This is a genomic window from Roseateles sp. P4_D2 (assembly GCF_056401875.1).
Genome location: NZ_JBFUIM010000005.1, coordinates 154,245 through 177,897 on the forward strand (window position 1 = coordinate 154,245; position 23,653 = coordinate 177,897).

Below are 23,653 nucleotides of genomic sequence, written 5' to 3' on the forward strand. Positions count from 1 at the left end.
GGTCCCCCGAGGGGACGGCGATGCTTGCGGCATTGAGCCACAAGCACACGCCCAAGCGGGCCGGCTCGGGAGCGGCCCAGCGCTCGGCCCAGAATACGCTGACGTCAAGCGCCCAAGTAAAGCGCGACGCGGTAGGTGACGAAGGAGGCCAGATAGGCCAGTCCGAACAGATAGCCCGTCATGATCAACGGCATCTTGTAGCCACCGGTCTCGCGCTTCACCGCCGCCAGCGTGGCGATGCATTGCGGCGCGAACACATACCAGGCCAGCAGCGACAGGGCCGTTGCCAGGCTCCAGCTCTGCTGGATCAGCGGCGCCAGCGCCTGGGCGGCATCGTCGCCGGTGGCCGACAGCGCGTAGACCGTGCCCAGCGCACTGATGGCCACCTCGCGCGCCGCCAGGCCCGGCACCAGGGCCAGGCTGATCTGCCAGTTGAAGCCGATGGGCGCGAAGATCTTGGCCAGGCCCGCGCCTAGATAACCCGCGACGCTGTACTGGATGGGCGCCCCGGTCGCGCCCTCCGGCGGGCCGGGGAAGCTGGACAGCAGCCACAGCGCGATGGTCAGCACGAGGATGATGCCGCCGACACGCTTGATGAAGATCATGGCGCGCTGCCACAGGCCAATGGCGATGGAGCGCGGGTGCGGCCAGTGGTAGCTCGGTAGCTCCATCATCAGCGGCCGCACGAGGCGGCCCGTGCTCGTGAAGCGCTTGAGCACCCAGGCCACGGCCAGCGCGCCCAGGATGCCGGCGAAATACAGGCCGAACAGCACCAGCCCCTGCAGCTCGAAGCCCGCCACCTCGCGGTGCGGCACGAAGGCGCCGATCAGGAGGGCATAGACCGGCAGCCGCGCCGAGCAGGTCATCAGCGGCGCGATCATGATGGTGACGAGGCGGTCGCGCGGATTGGAGATGGAGCGCGTGGCCATGATGCCGGGGATGGCGCAGGCAAAGCTGGACAGCAGCGGGATGAAGCTGCGCCCCGACAGGCCGACGCTGCCCATCAGCCGGTCCAGCAGCAGGGCCGCGCGCGGCAGGTAGCCCGACTCCTCCAGCAGCAGGATGAAGAAGAACAGGATCAGGATCTGCGGCAGGAAGGCCAGCACGCCGCCGCAGCCGGCGATGACGCCGTCGACGATGAGGCTGCGCAGCCAGCCCTCGGGCAGCCACAGGCCGACCTGGTTGCCGAGCCAGGCCATGCCGCTCTCGATGGCGTCCTTGGGCGGCTCGGCCCAGGAGAAGACGGCCTGGAAGAGCAAAAAAAGCAGGACGGCCAGGATGACGGAGCCGGCCACCGGATGCAGCAGCACGCGGTCGACGCGGTCGCTGGGCAGGGTGGGCAGTTCATGGTCGAGCTGGAGCTCGCGCAGCAGCGTGCGCACGGTGACATGGTCGTCGACCTGTTGCTCGCCCGCGATGGCAAGGGGCGCAGCCTCCCAGACCTCAGGCTTGTCGAGCAGCGCACGCAACTCGTCCAGGCCTTCGCGGTGGATGGCGACGGTGCGCACGACGGGCACGCCAAGCTGGGCGGCCAGGGCAACCGGGTCGATCTTGAGGCCACGCCGGGCGGCCAGGTCGGCCATGTTCAGCGCCACGACGACGGGCAGGCCCATGCGGCGCACGGCCAGCAGCAGGCGCAGGTTGCGGCGCAGATTGGTGGCATCCAGCACGCAGACGACCAGGTCGGGCCGCTTCTCGCCCTTGGCGCGGCCGGCCAGCACATCGCAGGTGACGCGCTCGTCGGGCGAGCGCGGGTGCAGGCTGTAGGTGCCGGGCAGGTCCAGCAGGCGCAAGGCCTTGCCGGCCACGGTGACGAGGCGGCCTTCCTTGCGCTCGACGGTCACGCCAGCGTAATTGGCGACCTTTTGATGGCTGCCGGTCAGGCCGTTGAACAGGGCCGTCTTGCCGCAGTTGGGGTTGCCAACGAGGGCCACCAGCTTGCCGCCGCGGTGGACATGGACAACAGACTCAGTCATGGCCGCGCGGCGTCACGGCGATGCATTCGGCCTCGGCATGGCGCAGCGCAAACGTCGATTGCCCGATGCGCACGACCAGGTTGCCGGTGCGCTGGGCGCCGCGGCGCAGCACGCGCACGGCTTCACCCGGCAGAAAGCCCAGATCGGCCAGCCACGCCGCCCATTCCGGCGAATGCCCGGGTGCGCTGACCTGCTGGACGGTCAGCGCCTGCCCTGCAGGGGCGGCGGCGAGGCTGGAGAACAGCGGCTCGGACATTGGCGGGCTCGGCGGACGAGTCGGTTTGATGAGAATGATTCTCATTGTACGCAAGCCCATGGCGTCCGCGCCCCGGGAATGGGTTTTGCCCGTCGGGTGGCCCAACCGGCGCTCAGCGGGGATTGAGGCGGTCCAGCAACTGGTCGCAGGCTTTCAGGGCCTTGCCGAAGTCCAGCTTCGCCACGGCCGTGGAAAGCTGGGCAAGCTCGGTGCCGAAGGCGTCGGCGTGCTGCGTGGACAGCTCTTCGCAGACTGCGACCGAGCGCATATTGCGTTCGACCAGCAACTGGCGCAGCCGGCGCAGTGCTTCCAGAGGCTCGCTCACGATGGCGGGAGCAGTGGGCGGCGGTGGGCCGGGCACGACAGCGGCGGACAGCACGGCGAGGCTGGCGTCGAGCAGCCCCTGCAAGCCGACCAGATCGACCGCGCTGGCGCTGCCACCCTCGCGCAATGCCAGCTCCTGGCGGCCGGCCGATACGGCCAGCGCGGTGGCGCCGACGGCGCCGGCCAAGCCGCGCAGGGTATGCAGCACGCGCGTCGCGTCGGCCAGGGCTTGTTGTTGCAGATGGCACCTGAGCGTGTCCATCTCCGCGGGCGCGTCCTGGGCGAAGGACTTGGCGAGTCGCTCGTACAAGGCGGCCCGACCGCCCAGGCGCTGCAGCGCTGCCTCGCGCTCCAGCAGCGGTGCCGACACCGGCGGCGGGGGCGGCGCCGGCCGCATGGGGATGGGGCCGACGTGGCGGCGCAGGCTGGCGACGAGCTGCTCCAGGTCCACGGGCTTGGCGACATGGTCGCGCATGCCGGCGGCCAGGCAGGCCTGGCGGTCCGATTCCATGGCATTGGCCGTCATGGCGATGATGAGGCTGTCGGCCCGGTGCGCGAGGATGCGCCGCGTGGCCTCGAAGCCGTCGATGTCGGGCATCTGCAGGTCCATCAGGATGGCGTCGAAAACGGGCTCGGCCACCTTGGCCAGATGGGCCCCCTCGACGCCGCCGCCGGCCACTGTCACGACGGCGCCCTCGCCTTCCAGCAGCTCCTGGGCCACCTGCTGGTTGACGCTGTTGTCCTCCACCAGCAGCAGGCGCATGCCCTGCAGCCGGGGTTCGGCGGTGGCCCGCGGCAGCGGCGCCGGCTGCCCACGCGTGGCTTCAGCAACGGCGTCGTGCAGCATGGACGCCGTCACCGGCTTGACGAGATAGCCGCCCAGGCCCTGGATGTCCTGCTCGCTGCGCTCGGCCAGCAGCTCGCGGCCATGGGCCGTGACCATGATGATGACGGGCGCATCGGACTCGTGGCTGGCGCGGATGCGCCGCGAGGTCTCCCAGCCGTCCAGCCCCGGCATGCGCCAGTCCATCAGGATCAGTTCGTAATGCGGCTCGCCGCGCTCGGCGGCCTCGTGCACCACGTCCAGCGCCTGCTCGCCACTGGCTGCCAGGTCGCAGTCCCAGCCCAGGCTGGCGCCGATGCCCTGCAGCACCTCGCGGGCCATCGGGTTGTCGTCGACGATCAGCACCTTGAGGCCGCGCTGCGCCGTGTCGGGCTCACCGCGCTCGGCCGGCGCAGTCGCCATCAGCAGATCGAAATGGAAGCGGCTGCCCTCGCCGACGCGGCTGTCCACGCGCAGCTCGCCACCCATCAGCGCGACCAGCCGCCGGCTGATGGCCAGGCCCAGGCCCGTGCCGCCGTAGCGGCGCGACGTCGACTGCTCGGCCTGGCTGAAGCCGGCAAAGATGTGATCGAGCTTGTCCGCCGCGATGCCGATGCCGGTGTCGCGAACCTCGAAGCGCAGCCGCGCCTGCCCACCCGTCTCGCCCAGCAACGACAGCCCCAGCACCACCTCGCCGCGCTCGGTGAACTTCAGCGCATTGCCGGCCAGGTTGAGCAGCACCTGGCGCAGCCGGGTGGCATCGCCGACGAGGGCGCTGGGCAGGCGCGGGTCGAGGCGGAACAGCACCTCGATGTCCTTGGCACCAACGTTGGCCGACAGGATGACGGCCAGCTCGCGCATGAAGTCGCTGAGCTCGAAGCGGTGCGGGTCCAGCTCCATCTTGCCGGCCTCGACCTTGGAGAAATCCAGCACATCGTTGATGACGGCCAGCAGCGCCTGGGCCGCCGTGCGGGCCTTCGCCGCATAGTCGAGTTGGCGCGGCGACAGCTCGGTGCGCAGCAGCAGGTTGAGCATGCCCAAGGCCCCGCTCATCGGCGTGCGGATCTCGTGGCTCATGTTGGCCAGGAAATCGCTCTTGGCCTGGCTGGCCGCCTCGGCCGCAACCCGGGCACGTACCAAATCAACTTCGGCGCGGTGTCTCTCGGTCACGTCGACCAGCATCTGCACGACGTTGACGAGGCGGCCACGGCGATCGCGGATGGCGCTGGCGCTGCCGTCGACGAACAGCTCGCCGCCGCCGGGCAGCGCGAAGCCGCGTTCGAAGCGGACATGGTCCAACCGCCCGGCCGCCAGGCGCGCCAGCTCGCCACCGGGCAGGCGGCCGGGCCGGAAGTCCGGCAGATCGGCCAGCTTGGCGCCGCGCAGCGCCCCGGCCTCGCGGCAGAGCATCGCCGTCAGCGCCTGATTGACGTCGAGGATGACACCCTGGGCGTCGCACAGCGCAATGCCGACCTGGGCGCGCTCGAAGACGCCGCGAAAGCGCTGCTCGCTCTCATTGAGCGCGCGCGTGCGTTGCTCGACGCGCGCCTCCAGCAGTTGGCGCTCGACGACGAGCTGTTCCGTCATTTGGTTGAAGCTGCGCGCCAGCTCGCGGAACTCGGCAAAGCCGCAGACCGGCGCTCGCTCATCCAGCTTGCCCCCGGCGATGCGGGCCACCGCACCGCTCAGCATCTGCACGGGCTCGACCAGGCGACGCCCCAGCAGCAGACCCAGGCCCAGGGCCAGCAGAAGGGACAGGCCGAGGGCGAGAGCCAAGCGGTCGCGCAGCGCACGCGCCGGCGCAAACGCCTCGGCCGCGTCGATGTTGACGGAGATGCCCCAGTCCAGCGCGGGCAGGTGGCGCCAGGACGCGACGATCTCGATACCGGCGTAGTCGCGCGTCAGGCCGCTGCCGCTTTCGCCGCGCAGGGCGCGCACGGCCGGCGGCGGCTCGGGCGAGGCCAGGTCCAGCGAGCCGGTCAGCGTCTGCAACGGCGGCCGCTTGAGGTCGTTGATGAAGACGGCCCGGTCGCCCTGGCGCTGCACCAGCACCGTCTCGCCCGTCAGCGCCAGCCCCGAGCGCTCGGTCGCGACCCGCAGCAGGCGGTCCAGGTCGAGCTGCAACACGACACTGCCGAGCACGCGATCGCCATCGACCACCGGATGGACCAGGAAAAGCGTCGCCGGGCCCTCGCCGCGCAGGCGCTGGGCCGGCGTCAGCTGCGGGTCCAGCTGGCCGATGGCGCGGCGGTGCGCGGCCAGCAGCTCGCTGCCTTCGTAGGCGCCGCCGTCCAGCCGCGCCAGCTCGGGTGTCGAGCCGGCCGGTGCCTTCATCGCGAAGCTGATGCGGCCGTCGGGCTGCACCAGCAGCAGGTTGAGGTATTTGCCGCTGTCGTAGAGGCGCTCGAAAAAGGCCCGGCTGCCGGCACTCACGCGGGTAGCCACCGCGTCGCCGCGCTGCACCAGCAGCTCGCGCGTGTCGCTGGCCTGGGCCACGAGGCGGCCATCGACCTCGACCTCGTTGAGGTATTCGTTGATCTCGTGGACCTTCTTGCGCGAGATCGCCACCAGGCCTTCGGTCACCGTCTCATGCAGGCTGTTCTCAAAGCTGGAGAGCTGCCACAGCCCGACCAGCCCCAGGGGCAGCATCGACAGCAGCATCAGGCCCAGCAGCAGGGCCGGGCCGACGCGCCAGGCGCGGCGCGTCGACTCCACGACCGGCACGGCGGCGATCACGGCGCGCCCTCGGTGCGCGGCAGCACCGCCATCCAGTGCTCTGCCGAACGGAACACCGGCCACGGTGCCGGCTTGATGTAGCGCGGCAGCGCGAACACCTCGGCGAGCTGACCGCCCGGCTTGACCTGGGCGATGCGCAGCTGGCGCCACAGATGCCGGCTCTGGCTGTCCACCGCCCCGAAGCCCTGGGGGGCTGAGATGCTCTGCTGCAGCACATTGGCATTGACCGCGTCCGTCTGCGCGCTGCCGACCTCGCGCACCGCGGCGGCCCAGAGCTGCACGCCGATGTAAGCCGACACCGCCGGATCACTGGCCTGGATGCCCTCGCCCTGGCTGCGCCGCAGCCGCGCCAGGAAGGCCTCATTGGCCGGCCCGGGCTGCGACTGCAGATAGCTCCAGGCCGTGAAATGGCGGTCGAGTCGGCCGCCGTCATAGGCGGTCATCTCCGGCTCGGCGGCGCGCAGGGACATGAGCGGCAGGTCGGTCAGGCCGGCCGCCACCAGGGCATCGAAGAAGGCGCGATTGCTGCTGCCACCAATGGTGCTGATGACGACATCGGGCTGGACGCGCTGCAGGTCGGCCAGCACGCCGCCCATGTCGGTGCCTGCCAGCGGCACATAGCGCTCGGCCAGCACCTGGCCGCCACTCAGCAGGATGAAGTCGCGCAGCATCGCGTTGACACGCCGCGGGTAGAGGCCGTCGGTGCCGATGAGGTAGACCCGCCGGCCGAAGCCATGCATGGCCCAGTCGGTGGCGGGCAGTGCGTGCTGGTTGGGCGTGGGGCCGGTGTAGATGATGTTCGGCGACTGCTCCATGCCCTCGTAGGCCAGCGGGTAGAACAGCAGATGGCGATGAGTCTCGACGACAGGCCTGACGGCCTGGCGGCAGTTGGACGACCAGCAGCCGAACAGGGCGACCGCATGTTCGGTGCTGATGAGGCGCTCGGCGGCGGCAGCAGCAACGCGCGGCTCGGAGCGCGTGTCCTCGATCCTGAGTTCGACGCGTCGGCCCAGCAGACCGCCGCCGGCATTGATTTCCTCCACCGCCAGCTTGACAGTGGCCACCAGCGGCGCCTCACTGGCCGCCATCGGGCCGCTCAAGGCATGCAGCAGCCCGATGACGATGGGGCCCTGCGCGGCCTGCGCCGACGGCCTTTGCAACAGATAGAGCCCCAGCCCCAGTGCCAGCACCAGCAGCAGGCCGCCCAGCAACGCCAGTCGGGCGCGAATGCCTGCCAGCATCAACCCGCCGCGCGCCGCGCCTCGGGCGATATCAGCGGCAGCGTCAACCGCACCGTCGTGCCCACGCCGGGCGTGGACTCGACCTGGATCTGCCCGCCCAGTGCAAAGGTGACGAGGTTGCGCACGATGTACAGGCCAGGCTCGCTGCGGTTGGGGCCGAAACGCGTCGAGAAGAAGGGGTCGAAGACGCGCCCGAGCATGCCGGGCGGGATGCCGACGCCATGGTCCTGCACGGTGACTGTGAGCTGGTCCGTGCCCAGCGGCCGCACGCGCAGGTGGACCTCGCCTCCGGCCTCGCGGTAGGCATGCTTGACGGCGTTCTGGATCAGCGTGGACAACACCTTGGCCAGGGCGCCGCGAAAACTCAGCAAGTGCAGATCGTCGCCGGCGTCCAGCTCGCAGCGCACCTGGTGAGTCTGGAGTGCCGGTGCCAGACCGGCCACCACCTCGTGCACCAGTTCCAGCAGCGAGAAGCTGCGGCGCTGGTCGCCGAAGTTGTCGGCCGTGGACTGCAGGAAGGAGTCGACGATGGACAGGGTGCGTTGCAGGTTGGACAGCACCAGGCCGACGCTCTCCTCGCTGACGCGCAGGTGCTTGTCGAGGTCGCTGCGCTTGATGTTGCTGGTGCCGGACAAGCCGCGCAGATGGGTCAGGTCGTCCTGCAACGTGCAGGCCGAGATCAGCGCGTTGCCCAGCGGTGAGCTCAGCTCCTGGGCGATGCCCGAGATGGTGCGGCCGACCGAGGCCAGCTTGTCGCGCTGGAAGAGCTCGATCTGCGAACGCGCAAAGCTCTCGGACGCCAGCTTGAGCGCCAGCTGGGTGCGCACCCGCGCCTTGACGACGACGTCGACAAAGGGCTTGGGGATGTAGTCGACCGCGCCATGGGCAAAGCCCTGGGCTTCGTCGTCGGCGCTGCCCTGCACGGTGACGAAGATGACGGGCACGCCGCGCGTGCGCGGATCGGCCTTCAGGCGGTCGCAGACCTCATAGCCGCTCATTTCGGGCATCAGCACGTCAAGCAGGATCAGGTCGGGCAGCTGCTGGGCACAGAAGGCCAGCGCCTCGGCGCCGCTGGTGGCCATGGAGACCTCACATTCGTCCACCAGCAGCTGGTACAGCGCATGGATGTTGCTCGGCTGGTCGTCGACTACGAGGATGAGCGGCATGGCGGGTCAGAATAACCGCTGCACCTCCCCGACAACCACAGGCATGCCCGGGGCTTTCCCCAGGGCGTGGCTACGGATTCCGTCGCACATTCGGGTCATCCGCGACAACCATAATCGGCAAGTTCACACGCGATCGCCCATGCCCCAGCGCACGTTCACGCTCGGCCTACTCTGGCTTGCCATGGCGGCGCTGCTGGCGCTTCTGGCCCTGCTTTGGAGCCTGCGCGACGCAGGCGGCGCGGCCGTCGACGCTGCCCTGGTCATCAATACCTTGTTGCTGCCCCTGCCCGCGCTGTGCATGCTGGTGCTGCGGCGCGGCGTCGATGCGGCCGAGTCACACCGGTCGGCCACCGAAGCCAAGACGCGCTTCCTGACCCAGCTCAGCCACGAGATCCGCACGCCCATGAATGCCGTCATGGGCATGACGCAACTGGCGCTGCAGACCCAGCTCACGCCCGAACAGCGTGACCTGCTGACCAAGGCCGATGCCGCCTCGCGCATGCTGCTCAGCCTCGTCAACGACGTGCTGGACGTCGCCAAGATCGAGGCCGGCCACATGGCGATCGAGTCGCTGCCGCTGCGGCTGGAGGACGTCGTCGGCCAGGCCATGGAGCTGGTCAGGCCGGTGCATGCCAACCCCGCTGTCGCGCTCATCTGCGACTGGGCCGACGCCAGCCTGCTCGGCCCGCGCGGCCAGCTCCGCGGCGACGCGCTGCGGCTGCAGCAGGTGCTGGTCAACCTGCTGGCCAACGCCATCAAGTTCACGCCGGCGGGCCAGGTGCAGCTGCGCCTGGCCGCCGCACCCACCGACGATCAGGGCCGTGTGCCGCTCTGCATCACCGTGCAGGACAGTGGCATCGGCATGAGCACGGAGCAGCTCGACGGCCTGTTCCGCGAATTCCGGCAGGGCGACGCACCCATGCAGCGGCGCCATGGCGGCACCGGCCTGGGCCTGGCCATCACGCGCCGCCTCGTCGAGCTGATGGGTGGCGTGCTCGGCGTGCACAGCACGCTCGACCAGGGCAGCAGCTTCGAGATCCGCCTGCCGCTGCCGCTGGACGCGGGCGCCGCGACGCCCGCGACGCTCAAGCCGCAGCGTCTGCTGCTGGCCAAGGCCCGCCCCGAGGGTCGCGAGGCGACGCTGGCCCTGCTGCGCCATCTCGGCTTCGGCGCTGGCCTGGGCGCCAGCACCGATGCCGCCAGCACGCGGGCCGCGCTGGTCGAGGCCCACCAGGCCGGCAAGCCCTTCGAGTGGCTGCTGCTCGACTGGCAGTTGCCCGGCCCGGGCGCAACCGGTGCCGAGTTGCTGGCCCAGTTGCGACGCGATCACCCGGCCTTGCGCATCGCCGTGCTCTGCCCGCCAGGCGTCGACGACGGCCCGGCCCAGGCGCGCAGCTTCGGCGCCCGCGCGCTCTGCCCCAAGCCGCTGCTGCCCGGGGAGTTGCGCCGCTTGCTCAGCGACGCCCCGGCCGACCGGCCCGCCGGCCTGGATGCCCAATCCCTGGCCGGGCTGCGCGTGCTGCTGGTCGAGGACCATCCCGTCAACCAGGAGATCGCGCTGCGCCTGCTGAGCAGCCGCGGCGCCCAGGTCGACGTCGCAGCCAACGGACAGGAAGGCCTGGACCGCCTGCTGGCGCGCGGCCCAGCCGCCTACGACCTCGTGCTGATGGACCTGCAGATGCCCGTGCTCGATGGCCTGAGCGCGACGCGCAAACTGCGCGAGCTGCCCGAGTTCGACGCCCTGCCCGTGCTGGCCATGACGGCCCATGCGCTGGCCGAGGAGCGCGCCCAATGCACGGCCGCCGGCATGCAGGGCCATATCGCCAAGCCGCTGGACGTGGCCCGCCTGGTGCGCGAGCTGCAGCGCTACCGTCCTGCTGCCAAGCCCCCGGCGCCGCTGCCGCCGCGCCCGGCGCTGGACCTGCAGACCGGGCTGCGCCAATTCGATGGCCAAACGGCGCTTTACCGTCGCACGCTGCAGGGTTTTGCCGACCAGTACACCGCCGGGCTGGCCGGCTGGTCCGACTGGCTGGCTGCTGGCAACTGGGCTGAACTGCGCCGCGCCGCCCACACGCTGCAGGGCCTGGCCGCGACGCTGGGCGCTCAGCCCCTGCACCAGGCCGCCCTCGCACTGGAACGCAGTGCCGCCGCGGCCGACGCCGACAGTGCCAGCCGGCATCTCGGCCGCGTCGAACCTGCCCTGGCGCTGCTGCAGACCGAGATCCAGGCCGCCCTGGCGCGCAACTGGGATGCTGCGGCGGCCCCGCGCCCGAGCGGCCCGGGTGACGTGGCCGAGCTGCATCGGCTCCTGACTCAGAGCGACAGCCGCGCGCTGGACTGGTGGCAGGCCCATGGCGCCCACAGCGGCCTGGCACCCGATGTGCGCCAGCGCCTGGAGCAGGCCCTGGCCGCACTCGACTTTGATGCCGCGGCCCTCGTGCTGAAGGGCATGGCTTGAGGGCCCCGGTCATCGTCGTCCTCGGCCCGGTCGGCACGCGCTGGCTCTTCAAGGTCATCGTCGCCTCCGCGCTGTTCGCCTGGGCGAGTGAGGCGGCCATGGGTGTCATCGAACCCAGCGACCGCATCGCCTATCCGCTGATCGCGACCGCCTTCTCAGCCCTGGCCCTGCTCGTCTGGCGGCGGCCGCAGCGGCTGCGCCTGTGGCAGCGCATCGGCGTCACGCTGCTGGCCCTGTACTTCTCCTTGACCATGCTGGTGTTCACGCTGCGGCCCGACCCTGGACCGAGCCTCTACACCCTGGGCAGCTTTGCGCCTTGGGCCATGGGTGGCAGCCTGCTGCTGTTCACGACCTGGCGCGCCCGCGAGGCGCTGTGGATCTCGCTGAGCCTGCTCGTCGTCATGCTGGCGCCGCCCACGCTGCTGCGCTTCTCCGGCACGCCACCGCAATGGCTGATGCAAGGCTGGCCGCTGATCGCCAACCTTGGGCTGTGCCAGACCATGTTCTGCGTCGCGCTGTGGGGCCTGTCGCGCCAACTCGGGCGCCTGACCCAACTCGCGCCCGCTGCCAGGGGCCTGGGCACGGCCGAAGACCTCATCGAAGCCCGTCTCGTCGAACTGGAGCGTTCGCGCGCCGCAGCCGAAGCGGCCTCGCGGGCCAAATCCGACTTCCTGGCCAATATCGGCCACGAGATCCGCACGCCCATGAACACCGTGCTCGGCCTGACAAGGCTGATGCTGGCCGGGCGGCTGCCCGGTGAGCAACGCGGCCGGCTGCAGCAGGTGGCGAGCGCCGGCGAGTCCCTCGTCAAGCTTATCGATGGCCTGCTGGATTACGCCGACCTCGATACCGGCCGCATGCAGCTCGCCGCCGAGCCCCTGCACCTCGAGCAGCTGCTGGCCAGTGCTTTCGAAGCCGTGCGGCCGGCGGCCCAGGCCAAGCAGCTGGAACTGGTCTGCGACATCGCCTCGCCGGAGCTGCTGGGCGCGGCGGGCGCGCGCCGCGGCGACGTGGTGCGACTCACCCAGCTCGTCACCGAGCTGCTCGTCAACGCCGTCAAGTTCACGCCAACCGGACAGGTCAAGCTCAGCGCCGAGCTGGATGCGGCCGGCGGCTGGATCCTGCGCGTGCGTGACACCGGTCTGGGCATGGCGCCGGACCAACTGGCGCGCCTGTTCACGCCCTTCGCCCAGGCCGAGGCCGGCGCGACACGACGCTTTGGCGGCACGGGCCTGGGCCTGGCGATCTGCCGCGCGCTGGCCGAGCGCATGGGCGGAACCCTCTCGGCAAGCAGCGCTCCGGGCCGCGGCAGCGAGTTCGAGCTCAGCCTGCCGCCGGCGCCCTGCCCTGAGCTGGCGCCACCGCCCGCCCCGCCACCGCAGCGCGTGCTGCTGGTGCAGGCGGCCCACAGCGGTGGCCACGAAACGTTGACCGCGCTGCTGAAGGCGCTGGCACCGACCAGCCGCATCGACCTGCTGGCCCAGGGCCGCCAGGCCCTGTCCCGCCTGGTCACCGTGCCGGCCAGCCAGCCCTATGACCTGTTGATCGTCGACTGGGTGCTGCCCGACATGGAGGGCAGCGAGCTGCTGGCCTGCCTGCGCGACAGCGGCCCGTCGCGCGCCCGCCGCACCGTGCTGCTGAGCGCCTTCGACACGCCGGTGCTGCGCGAGCGCGCACTGCGCCTGGGCGCCGAGGCCCTGTGCAGCAAGCCCCTGCTGCCGCACATGCTGCGCCGCCTGCTGGACCTGGACCACCCTCTGCCGGTCGACCTGCTCCTGCCCCTGCCCAAAGTCCTGAACCGGACAACGCCCGGCGCCGACCCGACCACGCTGATCAATGAGCTCGACACCCTGCTGGGCGAGGCCGACAGCAATGCGCTGACATTGTGGGAGCAGCATGAATCCGCCTTCATCGAGATGTTGCCGGCACCGCGGGCCAAAGCCCTGGCGGGTGCCATGCAACGCTTCGATTTCGACGAGGCCCAGGCCGCGTTGCGCGGTGAGACCAAGGACGCAAGCCCGCCATGACGATGATGCTGCCCGAGTTCACCGGTACGTCACAGGCCACGGTGCTGGTCGTCGATGACACGCCGGCCAACCTGACGCTGTTGGCCCAGGTGCTCAAGCCCGACTACCGCGTGCAGCTGGCCGTCAGCGGCGCGAAGGCGCTGGAAATATGCCGCCGCCAACCGCCCGACCTGATCGTGCTCGACGTGATGATGCCGGAGCTGGATGGCTACGAGGTCTGCCGCCGGCTCAAGGCCGATCCGGCCACGCGCCGCGTGCCCGTCATCTTCCTGACCGCGTTGACCCGGCCCGAGGACGAGAGCGCCGGCTTCCAGGTCGGCGGCGCCGACTTCATCCACAAGCCCTTCAACCCCGCCACCGTGCTTGCCCGCGTTCGCACCCATCTGCAGCTCAAGTTGGCCGAGGACCACCTGCTGCGCCACAACGCGCTGCTGAGCGGCGAGCTGGGCGCGCGCCGGCGTGAGGTCGAGCGGCTGCGCGACACCACCCTCTTCGTCATGGTCGGCCTGGCGGAGTTCCGCGACGCCGATACCGGCAACCACATCCAGCGCACCCAGGAATATGTGCGCACGCTGGCGCAGTGGATCTCCGCCCAGCCCGACGGGCCGCTGGACCTCACGCCCGAAGCCATCGACGAGCTCGCCAAGGCCGCGCCGCTGCACGACATCGGCAAGGTTGCCATCCCTGACGCCATCCTTCTCAAGCCCGGCAAGCTGTCGCCGGACGAATGGCAGGTCATGAAGACCCATGCCGAACACGGCGCCGACCTGCTGCAGCGCGCCATCGACCGCCTTGGCGACGACGCCGGTCCGATGCTGACCTTCGGCAAGCAGATTGCCCGCCACCACCACGAGAAATGGGACGGCAGCGGCTATCCGGACGGCCTGGCCGGCGAGGCCATTCCGTTGTCGGCCCGGCTGATGGCCGTTGCCGACGTCTATGACGCCTTGATCAGCGTGCGGCCCTACAAGCAGGCCATGAGCCACGACGAGGCGCTGGCCTTCATCCGCAACGGCGCCGGCAGCCATTTCGACCCGCGCATCGTCGAGGCGCTCAATGCCTGCCTGGATGAGGTGCGCGGCATTGCTTCGCGCTGGGCTGACTGAGCCGCCCCGATAATCCGCGGCCTCATGCAGTCCGGCCCCATCCTCAACATCTCCTGCTATCTCTTCGTCTCGCTGGCCGACACGGCAGCGCTGCGCGATCGGCTCCATGCCCGCGCCGAAGCCCTGGGCCTCAAGGGCACGGTGCTGATCGCCGAGGAGGGCATCAATCTCTTCCTGGCCGGCCCGGCCGAAGCCGTGAACACCTGGGTGGCCGAGCTGCGCGCCGACCCACGCTTCGCGACACTGACACCCAAGGAGAGCTGGAGCGAGGTGCAGCCCTTCCAGCGCCTGAAGGTCAAGGTCAAGCCTGAGATCATCCGCATGAACCACCCCACCATCCGCCCCGACCAGGCGCCGCGCGCACCGGCCCTGGCGCCGGCCGTGCTGGCCCGCTGGCTGGACCAGGGCCATGACGACACCGGCCGCGAGATCGTGCTGCTGGACACGCGCAATGGCTTCGAGGTCGACCAGGGTGCCTTCGACGGCGCCATCGACTGGCGCCTCGACAAGTTCAGCGACTTCCCCGAGGCCCTGGCCTCGCACAAGCAGGAACTGGTCGGCAAAACCGTGGTGAGCTATTGCACCGGCGGCATCCGCTGCGAGAAGGCGGCCATGGTGTTGGAGGAGCAAGGCCTGACGGCCTGGCAGCTTGACGGCGGCATCCTGAAGTACTTCGAGGACACCGGTGGCAAGCATTACCACGGCAACTGCTTCGTGTTTGACGATCGCAGGGGCGTCAACGCCGACCTGAGCCCAACGTGATGAAAGGGCGATTTGGCGACTTCGCGCTGAAGGCCATTGGCATCCTGCTGATGCTGGCGGCGCTCGGCTTTGCCGTCAGCAAGGCGCCGGACCGCTCGCTGGAAAGCCTGGTGCCACGCTGGGCGCCGCCGCCGTCGGACTTCGTCGACCTCGATGGCCTGCTCGTGCACTACCGTGACCAGGGCCCGAGCAGCGACCCGCTGCCCATCGTCCTCATCCATGGCACCGGCGCCAGCCTGCACACCTGGGAAGGCTGGGCGGCCGAGTTGAAGTCCACCCGGCGCGTCATCAGCTTCGACCTGCCCGGCTTCGGCCTGACCGGGCCGAACGCCGACAACGACTACAGCGATGCCCGCTACGTCGCCTTCGTGCGCCAGTTGCTGGCGCGCCTGGGCGTGGGCCGGGTCATTCTGGGCGGCAACTCCCTGGGCGGCGAAATCGCCTGGCAGGTGGCCCTGGCCGACCCCGCCAGCGTCGCCGGCCTCGTCCTGGTCGACGCCGCCGGCTTCGATTTCGAGCCGGAATCCATGCCGCTGGGCTTTCGCATCGCCCGCATCCCGGTGCTGCGCGAGCCCATGCGCTGGCTGCTGCCGCGCCGCGCCATCGAGGAAAGCGTGCTCGACGTCTACGGCGACAAGAGCCGCGTCACCGCCGCCCTGGTGGACCGTTACTACGAACTGACGTTGCGCGAAGGCAACCGTGTCGCCTTGATGCGGCGCATGGATCAGCTCGCTCCTGGTCCCTTCCAACGCCTGCCCGAGATCAAAGTCCCTACCCTCATCCTCTGGGGCGAGCGCGACCGGCTGATCCCGCTGCGCTGGGGCCGCGAGTTCGCTAAAGCCATCCCGAACAACAAATTGGTGGTTTTCCCGAAGCTGGGCCATGTGCCTCAGGAGGAAGACCCGGCTGCTACCCTTGCGGCCTTGCGCGACTGGCTACCCAACGTCGCCCGCTGAACACCGTCCCACCCAAGAGGTTTGACATGAAGAAACGCTCCCTCATCGCGCTGGCCCTGCTGGCCGTCGCCTCGCTGGCCCAGGCCCAGGCACCCGAATGGAAGAAGCTGCGCATCGGCGTCGAAGGCGCTTACCCGCCCTTCTCCGAGATCGGCCCGGACGGCAAGCTGAAGGGCTTCGAGATCGAGCTCGTGCAGGCCTATTGCGCCGAAATGAAGGCCCAGTGCACCCTGGTGCAGCAGGACTTCGACGGCCTCATCCCCGCCCTGCAATCGCGCAAGGTGGACGCCATCTTCGCCAGCGTCTCCATCACCGAGGAACGCCAGAAGGTTGTCGCCTTCTCCAAGCCTTACTACAACACCCCGGCCCGCCTCATCGCCAAGGCGGGCGTGAAGCTCGACCCCACGGCCGCCGGAATGAAGGGCAAGAAGATCGGCGTGCAGCGCGGCACGACGCATGAGACCTACGCCGCCGCGACCTTCAAGCAGAGCGAGATCGTGCGCTACGGCAGCCAGGACCAGGTCTTCCTGGACCTCAAGTCCGGCCGCATCGACGCCACGCTGATGGATTCGCCCGCCGGCGACTTCGGATTCCTGAAGAAGCCCGAGGGCAAGGGCTTCGCCTTCTCCGGCCCCGCCATCATCGACGACAAGGTCTTCGGCGTCGGCACCGGTGTGGGCATGCGCAAGGCCGACGAGGCCACGCTGGGCAAGAAGTTCAATGCCGCCATCGATGCCGTGCAGGCCAACGGCACGTTCAAGAAGCTCGCCGACAAATACTTCGACTACGACATCGCGCCGCGCACCAAGCAGTGATGCGTCGCCGCTCCGCCCTGGCCCTGCCCGTTGCCCTGGCCCTCGCCGGTACGGCCGGGGCCCAGGCGCCGCAGCGCCTGCGCATCGGTTTCGCCGTCGGCTATGCCCCTTTCAGCGAGATTGGCACCGACGGCCAGCTCAAGGGCTTCGAGATCGACGTGGCCCAGGCCCTGTGCGCACGTCTGGGCCAGCAGTGCGCCCCAGTCATCCTGGAGTTCGACGGCCTGATCCCGGCGCTGCAATCGCGCAAGATCGACGCCATCATGGCCTCGATGTCGATCACGCCGGAGCGCCAGCAGGTCGTTGCCTTCTCGTCGCCCTACTACTACTCGCCGGCCCGCCTGGTCATGCGCGGCGACCCACGCGCCGACGTCAGCCCAGCCGGCCTGAAGGGCAAGCGCATCGGCGTGGAGCGCGGCACCATCCATGAACGCTTCCTGGCCGAACAATTCAAAGGCATTCAGCTGATGCGCTACGCCACCCAGGACCAGGCTTTCCTGGATCTGAAGTCTGGCCGCCTGGACGCCACGCTGGTGGACGCGGTCATCGCGCAGTTCGGCTTCCTCAACCATGCCGACGGCCGCGGCTTCGGCTTTGTCGGGCCCGACTTCGCCAAGGACCAGCGCTACTACGGCAAGGGCATCGGCGTGGGCCTGCGCAAGGCCGATGCGGCGACGCTGGGCCAGCGCATCGACGAGGCACTGGCCGCAATGCGCGGCAACGGCACTTTGAAGACTCTCAACGACCGCTACTTCAGCTTCGACCTCATCACCCCTCCCCGCTGAGCGCGGCCTTCTTTCTCATGTTGCACGGATTCCTCCCCAGCCTGCTCGAAGGCTCCGCCGTCACGCTGGCGGTGGCGCTGTCTTCGCTGGCCATTGCCTCCCTGCTGGGCCTGATTGGCGCGCTGGCCAAGCTGTCGCGCTCACGCGTCGCGCGAGGCGTGGCAGCCACCTACACCACGCTGATCCGCGGCGTGCCCGACCTGGTGCTGATGCTGCTCGTCTTCTACGGTGGCCAGCTCGCCGTCAATACCATCGCGCCCAAGCTTGGCCATGACGACTTCATCGACATCGACCCCTTCATCGCCGGCGTGCTGACCATCGGCTTCATCTTTGGCGCCTACCTGACCGAGGCCTTCCGCGGCGCCTTCCTGGCCGTACCGCCGGGCCAGCGCGAGGCGGGCCTGGCCTATGGCATGAGCCCGCGCCTGGTGCTTTGGCGCATCACACTGCCGCAGATGCTGCGACATGCGCTGCCGGGCATCTCCAACAACTGGCTGGTGCTGATCAAGAGCACGGCCATCGTCTCCATCATCGGCCTGTCCGACCTGATGACGCGCGGCAAGCAGGCCGCGGGCACGACGCGTGAGCCCTTCACCTTCTTCCTGGCCGTGGCCCTCATCTATCTCGTGTTCACCAGCGTGTCGGAACTCGTCTTCGCCTGGGCACAGCGGCGCCTGGCCATCGGCACCAAGGCGGGCAAGTTATGAACTTCGACGCCGTCGCCGAGAACTTTCCGCTCTATCTCAGCGGCCTCGTCACCTCGCTGCAGTTGCTGCTGCTGTCATTGGCAGGTGGCCTGCTGCTGGCCGTGCCGCTGGCGGTCGTGCGGACCGTGTTCCTTGGCTGGCCGTCCCGGCTGGTCTGGCTCTACACCTATGTCTTCCGCGGCACGCCGATGCTGGTGCAGCTCTTCCTCATCTACTACGGCGCAGCGCAGTTCGAGGCCGTGCGAGACAGCTGGGCCTGGCCCTGGCTGTCGTCGGCCACCTTCTGCGCCTGGCTGACCTTCACGCTGAACACGGCCGCCTACACGACCGAGATCATTGCGGGCAGCATCCGCGCTTTGCCGGCCGGCGAGATCGAGGCCGCCAAGGCGCTGGGCATGGGCCGCGGGCTGATGCTGCGCCGCATCGTTCTGCCTGCCGCGCTTCGCCGTGCCCTGCCGGCCTATGGCAACGAGGCCATCTTCATGCTGCATGGCACCTCGCTGGCCAGCACGGTGACACTGCTGGACGTGACCGGCGCGGCCCAACAGGTCTATGCCAAGTACTACCTTCCCTTCGAGGCCTTCATCACGGCCGGCGCCTTCTATTTCGTGCTGACGCTGTGCCTGGTCGGTCTGTTCCGCTGGGCCGAGAACCGCTGGCTCAAGCCGATGATGTCCCGCTAGCCATGAATATCCAACGCCATCCCTTGCTCTCCCCTGCCCCGGGCACGCAGCGCGAGCTGGTCTCGCTGCATTACGGCCAGCCCAGCGGACAAAAGGCCTACATCCAGGCTTCGCTGCACGGCGACGAGCTGCCTGGCATGCTGGTCGCCCACCACCTGCGCCTGCAGCTTGACGCGCTGGAGGCTGCCGGCCAGATCAGCGGCGAGATCGTCCTCGTCCCCATGGCCAACCCCATCGGCCTGAGCCAGTTCATGCTGCATGCCCATCTGGGCCGCTTCGAGCTGACGACGGGTGAGAACTTCAACCGCCATTACCCGGACCAGATCGATGCCGTCGCCCAGGCGGTAGCAACCCAGCTGGGCAGCGACGCCGCGGCCAATGTCGCCCTGCTGCGCCGCGCGCTGAAGGCGGCGGTGCTGGCCAGCCCGGTCGATACCGAGCTGCAGTCGCAGCGCCGCAAGCTGCTGAGCCTGTCCTGCGACGCCGACATCGTGTTGGACCTGCATTGCGACGCCCAGGCGCTGATGCACCTCTACACCGAGACGCCCTGCTGGCCTGACTGCGACCCGTTGGCGCGCTTCCTGCGTTCGCGCCTGACGCTGCTGGCCCAGGACTCGGGTGACAACCCCTTCGACGAGGCCTGCTCCCAGGTCTGGTGGAAGTGGGACAAGCATTTCGGCGGCAAGTTCCCGATTCCGCAGGCCTGCCTGTCGGTCACCGTCGAGCTGCGCGGCGCGGCCGACGTGACGCATGAGCTGGCCGCCGCCGATGCGAAGAACATCGTCGACTTCCTGCGCTGGCGCGGCCTGATTGCCGGCGACAAGCCCGAAGTGCCGAAGGCCATCGGCGACGCCCGCCCGCTGGCCGGCAGCATGCCGATCAAGTCGCCGGTGGCCGGCGTGCTGACCTTCGTCAAGGAGGTGGGTGTGGAGGTGACGGCCGGCGAAGTGCTGGCCCATGTCATCGACCCCATCACGGCCGAGGTCACTGAATTGAAGAGCCCGGTCGACGGCCTGTTCTTCGCGCGCGACTTCCTGCGCTTTGCGAACGCCGGCATGCGCGTCGCCAAGGTCGCGGGCCGCGAGGCGCTGCGCACCGGCAAGCTGCTCGGTGCTTGACATGAAGCCCCTCGCCCGGCCCAGCCGCGCTGAACGCGGGCAGGTCCGGTCGGTCTTGCAGACCGCGCTGCGGCATGTGCCGCAGCCCTTCGGCAGGCACATGCCGCCCGCAGGGCGCCATGTGTCCGGCCTCAGCCCCCTGGGGGACGGCGATGCTCGCGGCATCGAGCCGCGAGCACATCGCCAGCGCGGGCCGGCTTGGGAGCGGCCCTGCGTTCGGCCCGCAAAGAGAAACTGAAATGACGATCCAACTCCAGGCCACCAACATCCACAAGCGCTTCGGTGATCGCGAGGTGCTCAAGGGCATTTCCTTCGCGGCGCGGCGCGGCGACGTCGTCACATTGATCGGGTCCTCGGGCTCGGGCAAGAGCACCTTCCTGCGCTGCCTGAACCTGCTGGAACAGCCCAACGAAGGCGAACTGAGCCTGTGCGGCGAAGCGCTGAAGCTGACCCGCGACCGCGACGGCACGCTGAAGGCCGCCTCGCCTCAGCAGCTGCAGCTGTGGCGCGCCAAACTGGCCATGGTGTTCCAGAACTTCAACCTCTGGGCTCACATGACAGTGCTGGAGAACGTCATCGAGGCACCCATCCACGTGCTGGGCAAGCCCAAGGCCGAGGCCATCGAGCGCGCGCAGGCGCTGCTGGCGCGCGTCGGCGTCTCGCATCGCGCGAACGTCTACCCGGCCCAGCTGTCGGGCGGCGAGCAGCAGCGCGTGGCCATTGCCCGGGCGCTGGCGGTCGACCCCGAGGTCATGCTGTTCGACGAGCCCACGTCGGCGCTGGACCCGGAACTGGTCGGCGAGGTCCTCAAGGTCATGCGCGACCTGGCGGCGGAAGGCCGCACGATGATCGTCGTGACCCATGAAATGGGCTTTGCGCGCGAGGTCTCCAACCACTGCCTGTTCCTGCACCAGGGCAAGGTCGAAGAGGAAGGCAACCCCAAGGAAATGTTGCTGCGCCCGCAGTGCGAGCGATTGCAGCAGTTCCTCAGCGGCGGGTTGAAGTAGGCAGCGGCATGCACCGCGCGCTGGCCCGACTGCTGTGGCGCGCGCTGGCGGCGCTGAGCCTCGTGCTGGCCATGATCGGCGTCGTGCTGCCGGTGCTGCCGACGGTGCCCTTCCTGCTGCTGGCCGCCTGGGCGGCCGGCAAGGGCTGGCCGGCGCTGGAGACCTGGCTGCTCAACCACGCGCACTTCGGCCCCGGCATCCGCCGTTGGCGCGAGCGCGGCGCCGTGCCGCGTCGCGCCAAGTGGCTGGCGGTCGTGATGATGGCCTGCAGTGCCGTCATGCTGGGGCTGACACCGGCGCCGCTGGCCGTGAAGATCGCCGTGCCCGCCATGATGGCCGCCGTGGCGATCTGGCTGTGGCGCCGCCCGGAAGCCTAGGCCACCGGCCGCCAGTCGTGGGCCACCAGTGAATCGATGACGGCCTGCTGCGCCGTGCTCAGCGGCCGCTCCGACTGCACCAGCAGCTTGACCTCTCGGACGATCGGGCAGTCGGCCGTGCGCACATGCATCAGCCCGGCCGCGTCGGCGATGGACCGGGGCATAAAGGCGACACCGAAGTTGGAGCGCACGAAGGCCTGGATCCAGTCCTCGCGGTGGGACTGCTGTACCACCTCCAGGCGCACGCCGCGCTCGTCCAGCAGGCGCTCGATGTAGCTTGAGAACTCGCAATAGATGCGCTCGCAGTAGCGCTCCCGGTCCAGTTCGGCCATGGCGATGGCGTCGCGGCCGCTGAAGCGGTGATCCTCGCCGATGGCGACGACATAGTCCTCGCGAAACAGCAGCCGCGCGTCAAAGCGCCGCGGCGTTTCGTAGGGCGAGCACATGATGCCGATGTCGACGTCGCCGCGGTCCAGCTCGTCGGTCAGCGCCTCCAGGTTGCCCTCGCGGAAATGCAGTTCGATGGCATGCCGATCCTGGCTGTCGACAAAGCCCGGCAGCACCTGATGGAAGTCGATGGTGCACATGACGCCCACGCGCACCACCTCGCGCTTCTCGCGCTTGAAGCGCCGCGCCTGTTCGCGGGTGGCCTGGGCGGTGTCGAAGATCTGTCGGAAGTTGGGCAGCATGGCCTGGCCCAGCTCGCTGAGCTGCACGGAGTTCTTGGTGCGGTCAAACAGCCGCCCGCCGATGGTCTCTTCCAGGCGCTGGATGGCCTTGGTCAGCGCGGGTTGGGACACGAAGGAACGCTCCGACGCACGCGTGAAGTTCAGCGTTTCGGCCACGGCCAGGAAGTAGCGGATCTGGTAGAGCTCCATGCGCGGCGGTCGCACGGGCCGGTGGTTTCCTTACACAAACCGCGATAACCGACACGCATCGGGTCATGAATTGATGAGATTTCACGGCTGACGCGGCGATCCAGACACTGCGGCCCTCGCTTCCTCCAGCCGCCATGTCCACCACAGCACCTAACCCGCCAGTCCGCACGCTCGCCATCATCGGCGGCGGCTTTGCCGGCACCACGCTGGCCAAGTCCCTGCATGGCCGCCTGCCCGCGGGCTGGCAGCTGCTGCTGATCAGCGAGGAGAGCTACACCACCTTCAACCCCATGCTGCCCGAGGTGGTCGGCGCGGGTGTCTTTCCGGAGCATGTGGTGGCACCCATCCGCGAGATGCTGCCCGGCGTGCGCTTTGTGATGGGCGCCGTCAGCCGCATCGACAAGGCCGCGCAGCGCCTGACCTGCGACACCCTGCACGGCCCATTGACATTCGGCTACGACCTCCTCGTGCTGGCCCTGGGCCAGCGCGCCCGGCTGGACCTGCTGCCCGGCATGGCCGAGCACGCGCTGCCGCTGAAGCTGGTGGGCGACGCGATGCACATCCGCAACCGCGTGCTGCAGGCGCTGGCTCGCGTGGAACTCTGCGATGACGCGACGCAGCGGCGGGCCCTCGCCCACTTCGTCGTCATCGGCGGCGGCTTCTCCGGCGTCGAGGTGGCCGGCGCGCTGGCCGACTTCGTCAAGAGCGCCAGCCGCCACTACCCACGCACCCGCGCCGCCGGCTTCGGCATCACGCTGCTGCACGACGGCGACCGCCTGCTGCCCGAACTGCCGCCGGCCCTGGGCGACGCCGCCGCACGCTCGCTGTCGCGCCGCGGCGTGCACGTGCGCTGCGGCACGCGGGCGGCGCGCATCAGCGCCGATGCCGTCGAACTGTCGGGCGGCCAGAAGCTGCCCAGCGCGACCGTCGTCTGCACCGTCGGAACCCGCCCCAATCCGCTGGTGGAGGCGCTGGCTTTGCCGCTGCAACGTGGCCGCGTCGCCACCGGCGCGGACGGCCGCGTGTCAGGCGAGCCCGGCCTATGGGCGCTGGGCGACTGTGCCGCCCAACCCAACGCCCGGGATGGCCAGACCTGTCCACCGACGGCGCAGTTTGCCGTCGCCCAGGCCAAGGCCCTCGCCGACAACCTGCTGCGCTGCCTCAGCGGCCAGCCGACCCGGCCCTTCGCTCATGCCGCCCGCGGAATGATGGCCACGACCGGTCACCTCAAGGGCGTGGCGCTGCTGTTCGGCCTGCGGCTTTCCGGCCTGCCCGCCTGGCTGCTGTGGCGCGGCTACTACCTGCTGCGCATGCCCACGCTGGGCCGCAAGACGCGCATCTGGGTCGAGTGGACCTGGGGCCTGTTCTTCCCGCTCGACATCACGCACCTGCGCTTCACCCGCACGACCGAGGTTGACCGCGGCACCCCACCCCCTTCAGTTTCCAAGTAAG

At 69.5% G+C, this 23,653-nt stretch carries 19 protein-coding genes; 13 read left to right on the forward strand and 6 right to left on the reverse strand.

The window, feature by feature from the left end; all coding sequences use genetic code 11:
* Nucleotides 1–104: 104 nt before the first annotated feature.
* From feoB to AC1DW0_RS10820, 5 genes are all read right to left on the reverse strand, one after another.
* Entirely contained in the window at nt 105–1,976 is a 1,872-nt protein-coding gene (gene feoB, locus AC1DW0_RS10800; protein WP_457390115.1) for a ferrous iron transporter B, read from the reverse strand.
* Nucleotides 1,969–2,232 (reverse strand): FeoA family protein, encoded by a 264-nt coding sequence (locus AC1DW0_RS10805; protein ID WP_082532912.1) that lies wholly within the window; start codon nt 2,230–2,232, stop codon nt 1,969–1,971. The genes feoB and AC1DW0_RS10805 overlap by 8 nt, the downstream gene beginning before the upstream one ends.
* 112 nt (nt 2,233–2,344) lie before the next feature.
* Nucleotides 2,345–6,115, reverse strand: coding sequence for a response regulator (locus AC1DW0_RS10810; RefSeq protein ID WP_477945806.1), 3,771 nt, complete (start codon nt 6,113–6,115; stop codon nt 2,345–2,347).
* A complete protein-coding gene (locus tag AC1DW0_RS10815) occupies nt 6,112–7,356 on the reverse strand; it encodes an urea ABC transporter substrate-binding protein (RefSeq protein ID WP_457352813.1) in 1,245 nt (414 codons plus the stop codon). Before AC1DW0_RS10815 ends, AC1DW0_RS10810 begins: the two co-directional genes overlap by 4 nt.
* Entirely contained in the window at nt 7,356–8,522 is a 1,167-nt protein-coding gene (locus AC1DW0_RS10820; RefSeq protein ID WP_457352815.1) for a response regulator, read from the reverse strand. The genes AC1DW0_RS10815 and AC1DW0_RS10820 overlap by 1 nt, the downstream gene beginning before the upstream one ends.
* A gap of 139 nt (nt 8,523–8,661) precedes the next feature.
* On the opposite strand from AC1DW0_RS10820, the gene AC1DW0_RS10825 reads away from it, so the two are divergent.
* The 12 genes from AC1DW0_RS10825 (at nt 8,662) to AC1DW0_RS10880 (ending at nt 21,323) form a co-directional block, all read left to right on the forward strand.
* Nucleotides 8,662–10,980, forward strand: coding sequence for a hybrid sensor histidine kinase/response regulator (locus AC1DW0_RS10825; protein ID WP_477945809.1), 2,319 nt, complete (start codon nt 8,662–8,664; stop codon nt 10,978–10,980).
* Nucleotides 10,977–13,007, forward strand: coding sequence for an ATP-binding response regulator (locus tag AC1DW0_RS10830; RefSeq protein ID WP_477945811.1), 2,031 nt, complete (start codon nt 10,977–10,979; stop codon nt 13,005–13,007). Before AC1DW0_RS10825 ends, AC1DW0_RS10830 begins: the two co-directional genes overlap by 4 nt.
* A complete protein-coding gene (locus tag AC1DW0_RS10835; protein WP_477945813.1) occupies nt 13,004–14,113 on the forward strand; it encodes an HD-GYP domain-containing protein in 1,110 nt (369 codons plus the stop codon). Before AC1DW0_RS10830 ends, AC1DW0_RS10835 begins: the two co-directional genes overlap by 4 nt.
* A gap of 24 nt (nt 14,114–14,137) precedes the next feature.
* The gene (locus AC1DW0_RS10840) at nt 14,138–14,875 is read left to right on the forward strand and encodes a sulfurtransferase (protein WP_477945815.1); all 738 of its coding nucleotides are present in this window, start codon (nt 14,138–14,140) and stop codon (nt 14,873–14,875) included.
* Nucleotides 14,875–15,831 (forward strand): alpha/beta fold hydrolase, encoded by a 957-nt coding sequence (locus AC1DW0_RS10845; RefSeq protein WP_457446232.1) that lies wholly within the window; start codon nt 14,875–14,877, stop codon nt 15,829–15,831. The genes AC1DW0_RS10840 and AC1DW0_RS10845 overlap by 1 nt, the downstream gene beginning before the upstream one ends.
* A gap of 26 nt (nt 15,832–15,857) precedes the next feature.
* Nucleotides 15,858–16,646, forward strand: coding sequence for an ABC transporter substrate-binding protein (locus AC1DW0_RS10850; protein WP_477945817.1), 789 nt, complete (start codon nt 15,858–15,860; stop codon nt 16,644–16,646).
* Nucleotides 16,646–17,431, forward strand: coding sequence for a transporter substrate-binding domain-containing protein (locus AC1DW0_RS10855; protein WP_457446236.1), 786 nt, complete (start codon nt 16,646–16,648; stop codon nt 17,429–17,431). Before AC1DW0_RS10850 ends, AC1DW0_RS10855 begins: the two co-directional genes overlap by 1 nt.
* 17 nt (nt 17,432–17,448) lie before the next feature.
* Nucleotides 17,449–18,138: an ABC transporter permease gene (locus tag AC1DW0_RS10860; RefSeq protein WP_457324340.1), complete on the forward strand. Its 690-nt coding sequence runs from the start codon at nt 17,449–17,451 to the stop codon at nt 18,136–18,138.
* Complete coding sequence (locus AC1DW0_RS10865) at nt 18,135–18,821, forward strand: ABC transporter permease (RefSeq protein WP_477945820.1); 687 nt, start codon at nt 18,135–18,137, stop codon at nt 18,819–18,821. Before AC1DW0_RS10860 ends, AC1DW0_RS10865 begins: the two co-directional genes overlap by 4 nt.
* 2 nt (nt 18,822–18,823) lie before the next feature.
* Nucleotides 18,824–19,939 (forward strand): succinylglutamate desuccinylase/aspartoacylase family protein, encoded by a 1,116-nt coding sequence (locus AC1DW0_RS10870; RefSeq protein WP_477945822.1) that lies wholly within the window; start codon nt 18,824–18,826, stop codon nt 19,937–19,939.
* Between the two features lie 239 nt (nt 19,940–20,178).
* A complete protein-coding gene (locus tag AC1DW0_RS10875) occupies nt 20,179–20,946 on the forward strand; it encodes an ABC transporter ATP-binding protein (protein WP_457324865.1) in 768 nt (255 codons plus the stop codon).
* 8 nt (nt 20,947–20,954) lie between these two features.
* Nucleotides 20,955–21,323, forward strand: a complete 369-nt coding sequence (locus tag AC1DW0_RS10880) for a YbaN family protein (RefSeq protein WP_056202025.1) — start codon at nt 20,955–20,957, stop codon at nt 21,321–21,323.
* Here AC1DW0_RS10880 and AC1DW0_RS10885 read toward each other — a convergent pair.
* Entirely contained in the window at nt 21,320–22,216 is an 897-nt protein-coding gene (locus tag AC1DW0_RS10885) for a LysR family transcriptional regulator (protein ID WP_157281943.1), read from the reverse strand. The genes AC1DW0_RS10880 and AC1DW0_RS10885 overlap by 4 nt on opposite strands.
* A 119-nt stretch (nt 22,217–22,335) precedes the next feature.
* On the opposite strand from AC1DW0_RS10885, the gene AC1DW0_RS10890 reads away from it, so the two are divergent.
* Nucleotides 22,336–23,652: an NAD(P)/FAD-dependent oxidoreductase gene (locus tag AC1DW0_RS10890; protein WP_477945824.1), complete on the forward strand. Its 1,317-nt coding sequence runs from the start codon at nt 22,336–22,338 to the stop codon at nt 23,650–23,652.
* The last annotated feature ends 1 nt before the right edge of the window (nt 23,653 follow it).